This is a genomic window from uncultured Rikenella sp. (genome assembly GCF_910579375.1).
In the GTDB taxonomy this organism is placed as follows: domain Bacteria; phylum Bacteroidota; class Bacteroidia; order Bacteroidales; family Rikenellaceae; genus Rikenella.
The window spans coordinates 1-3,836 of sequence record NZ_CAJTUJ010000174.1 but is presented as its reverse complement, the minus strand read 5'-3'; the positions used below and the strand labels follow the sequence as shown (position 1 = coordinate 3,836).

Here is a 3,836-nt window from a genome sequence, read left to right as displayed (position 1 = left end):
TCTGTTCGACAGGAGGGGACTGCGCTCGGGCCGCGCGGGCCCCACGTCCCGTGGACGGGAAATGCTCGCGCATTTCCACTGGCAGCATCTACCCCCGTTCTCTGTTCGCGCGCCGGGGAAATCTTGTCAAAACGCACAAAGTGCATTTTGACGATTTCCCTCTTTAGGCGGCGGCGCGCGAGCAACTGGAAAGTAATAACGGCCGCGCGCCATGACGCGAACGCGTCGGCCAAGCGGGCCCCCACGTCCCGTGGACGGTTCGCTACGGCAGCCTCGGCCCACGTTCTTTGTTCGCGCGCCAAAACCGCATCAAATGGAAGGCCAAAACAAAAGCCGCATCGGGTGGCTCCCGATGCGGCTCGCTTATCTGAGAACAAGGCGATAGCCTTGTCCAATCCTATTTCAAGATCACGTCGCTCTGACCGACCATCTGGCCGTCCACATAGACCATCACGGTGTATTGCCCCGCATACAGACCCGTGATGTCATAGTAGATGCTCACAGGCAGATCGTCGCCCTGATAGTCCACCACACGCTTAGCGGTGTACGGGATCGATTCGCCGGCGAAGGTAAACCGACCGCCGTCAGGCGATCCCAGAATATCCGCTTCCGGCGTAATCACGCGAACGTATACGGTACGTTCCCCAGGAATGGCCACTTCGTTCGCCGTCAGGATAAACTCGGTGACGAGTTTTTCGGTCTGCTTTGCCCGGCTGACGAGTTTGTTCCGTTTGCTGTATGCCAGCAAGGCGACATCCCGTGCCCGAAGTTGCGAGGCCCGTTTCACTTTATTGTTCAGTTCCTGGGTCATCTCTTCGGCGGCTTCGGCCCGCAGCCGGTAGGAGGACATCTCGCGTTTGAAGCGCATGTTTTCGCCCACGAGCTGCTGATTGAGCCGGTTCAGGGAGTCGATCTGACGCACGAAGCCCTGCATGGTCGCCCGAAGTGTCCCGAGTTCGCGCTCGTACTTCTTGATTTTGGCGTAGTTCCAGCCGCGTTCTTTCTTGAGCCGATCAAGGAGCGAGTCGGCGATGTGCCGCTGCTGCATGAGCGCGATATTCATCGTATCGTTGTCGACTTTGAGGTCGCCCATCTGGCCGAGCAGAACGGTCAGCCGATTGGTCAGGGTATCGCGTTCTTCGGTGATTCCGATCTGATCCCGCTTGAGCTCCTGCACTTGTTTCCAGAAGAAGAACGAGATCACGGCCAGAACGATCAGCAGAATGATGATCGCGATCTTCAGCCCTTTGACCGATCCGTTGCCGTCGTGCTGCGGATAGTCGTTGTAGTCGTAGTCGTTGTCGTTATACTCCATAATCTCTCTGTGTGTTAGAAAGCTGTCGTTTTTCGTTTCGCGCGCCGGCGACTCCACCTATAATATATGAAGTCCCGACTGATCACACTAACAAACGGCGTGCCACCGATACGGCTTCCGTTCGGAACGAAACCGCACGGAACACGATTTATGGCAGAAAAAACGGCTCTTGCCATGCGCCGGAAGTTGTCGTGACCGCTACAATTTCGGTGCAAGATAGATAAAAATTCGGATACCAAAAAACTTTTTTTCTGACACTCCATATTTTTCCCTAAAAAGGAGCCATTACCGGAATTATTCGAATACCCCCTTTATTTTAATCACAATTTTCACTAACTTGCGCCGCTCTTCGCGAGACCGGAACGAACGTAATAAAACCCACATACAGAATAACTTAACTTCTTTTTATGACAACCAACCAATCCATTCTCAGCACACCGACGGACGAAAATATGAGCGTTGTGGCTTACAAGGCTTTTATGCTCAAACGGCGTATCATCCTGACTTTGGCGACGGAAGGGGACTGTACGATCGCCGATTTGTCGAGAATTCTGAATGTCAGCAATCCGACGATCACGAAGCTGGTCGGGGAGTTGATCCGCGAGGGGTTCGTGCGCGACCAGGGTAAAATCGAAACGGGGGGCGGGCGCCGTCCTTGCGCGTTCGGGCTGGTGTCGGACGCGGGTTACTTCCTCGGGGTCACGATCCAGGAGGGGGAGCTCGGTTTCGGGGTGATCGACCTGAATAAAAACACGGTGACGGTGACGCAGCATGTGCCGTTCACGTACCATACGAATGCGCAGTTTCTGGACAATCTGGCGGCGCGGATCGAGGAGTTCATCGAGTCGCTGGGGGCGGCGGCGCGCGAAAAGATTCTCGGGATGGGGATTGCGGTCAAGGGACGGGTCGATGCGTCGTCGGGGATCATCTATAATGCGATCAACATCGACGGATATCCGCTGGCGCGGCTGATCCACGAAAAAACGGGGATCGAAACGGTGGTCGAAAACGACACGCGGGCGATGACGTATGCGGAGTACCTGAACGGGGATCGGAACGAAGTGCAGAATGCGCTCTTCATCAATATCGGCCGGGGGATCGGGGTCGGGATCATCGTGGGCGGAAAGCTCTACTACGGAAAGTCGGGCTTCTCGGGCGAGTTCGGGCACATTCCGTTCTTCGACAACGAAAAGATCTGTCAGTGCGGCAAAAAGGGGTGTCTGGAGACGGAGGCGTCGGGGATGGCGCTCGAAACGAGCTTTGCGGAGAGCTTGCGCGACGGGGCGTCGTCGATCCTGTCGGAGAAGTTCGAACGGGGCGAAACGGTCACGATGCAGGATATCATCAAGGCGACGGAGAGCGACGATGTGCTCTCGATCGACTTGATTACGGATGTGGGCGAGAAGCTGGGACGGGGGATCAGCGTGCTGATCAACCTGTTCAATCCGGAGCTGGTGGTGATCGGGGGGCCGCTGGCGGAGGTGAGCGATTATCTGATGTTGCCGATCCGCACGGCGCTGAACAAATATTCACTGCGGCTGGTGACGCGGGACACGACGCTGCGCATCTCAACGCTGGGCGAGACGGCGGGGGTATTGGGGGCTGCTCTCCTGACGCGGAACCGGATGCTGGGGATTCTCTAACGACACGTTCGGCGTTCCGGACGCCTTGTATTGGCCTGAGGCGCTCCTCAGGGCGGGCTTGTATTATTACGGTCTCCGCACGCGCTGGGCTGTTCCAGGCAGGGCAAAGCTCTCCCGCGCGCGACTGCTGGAGTAGGAAATCATTCAAACGCGTGATGCGCGTTTGAATAAGATTTCCGCCAGCGCGCGGAACAGGGAGTTGGGCTGAGGCTGCCATTTGCCCACCGCGGGCACGCGGGGCCTGCCCGGCCCGAGGGCAGTCTCCTCCCGTAGCCAAAGCCGTGCACCCCGCCAAAAGAAGCGATTCAACTATTTCGGCGGTTAGCCGAATATAGATGAATCGCGCAAGGCGCGCGAAAAACTCGACTTCACGTAAAGCTCCGTCGCCCGCCCGCTTAAAAGGGCATATTCTGCCGGTTGGCACTCGGCCAATCCGGCAAGAATTGCCGCGGGCGACGGGAATAGGGATAGGCCCGGCTATCTTTCGGGTGCCGAGCGGCTCCGGCGGAGCGAAAGCGGAGCCGCAGTGAGGCCGACACGGGGCGGAGAACAGGGACGAGCTTTGGGCTGTGTCTGTTCTTCAGGCTCGAAAACCGGTTACGGTTTTCGAGCCGCGCTGGGCTAAGCAAAGGGCTTGGCTTTGGGCGATGCTTTGGGCTTTGCTTTTGGTCGTACCTCTGCGGCTCTACGAGCCGCCGGGCTTGCGCGCTGGGCCTTCGGCCCACCCGGGGAGCGCGCAGCCCGAACCCGACAGAATTAGGCTGAACCTTACCTTTGGTCGTGCTCTTGCAACCCTTTAGAGTCGCGCAGTTCGCCGCCACCCCACGAGGCGGACCGCTATAGGCTGAGAGCGAGTAGCGCGATTCCGAGAGGTATCG

General features: G+C 57.8%; 2 protein-coding genes. One reads left to right on the top strand and one right to left on the bottom strand.

The window, feature by feature from the left end; genetic code table 11:
• Window positions 1-397 precede the first annotated feature (397 nt).
• The gene (locus tag QZ302_RS09260; RefSeq protein ID WP_294594714.1) at window positions 398-1,315 is read right to left on the bottom strand and encodes a hypothetical protein; all 918 of its coding nucleotides are present in this window, start codon (window positions 1,313-1,315) and stop codon (window positions 398-400) included.
• Window positions 1,316-1,722: 407 nt separating this feature from the next.
• Between QZ302_RS09260 and QZ302_RS09255 the strand changes: the two genes are divergently transcribed.
• Window positions 1,723-2,958 carry an ROK family transcriptional regulator gene (locus QZ302_RS09255; RefSeq protein WP_294594712.1) on the top strand — a complete coding sequence of 412 codons (1,236 nt, stop codon included), beginning with the start codon at window positions 1,723-1,725 and terminating at the stop codon, window positions 2,956-2,958.
• Window positions 2,959-3,836 lie beyond the last annotated feature (878 nt).

Coding starts and splice junctions, on each gene's coding strand:
- QZ302_RS09255 (WP_294594712.1), top strand. CDS start 1,723: ATGACAACCAACCAATCCATTCTCAGCACACCGACGGACGAAAATATG.
- QZ302_RS09260 (WP_294594714.1), bottom strand. CDS start 1,315: ATGGAGTATAACGACAACGACTACGACTACAACGACTATCCGCAGCAC.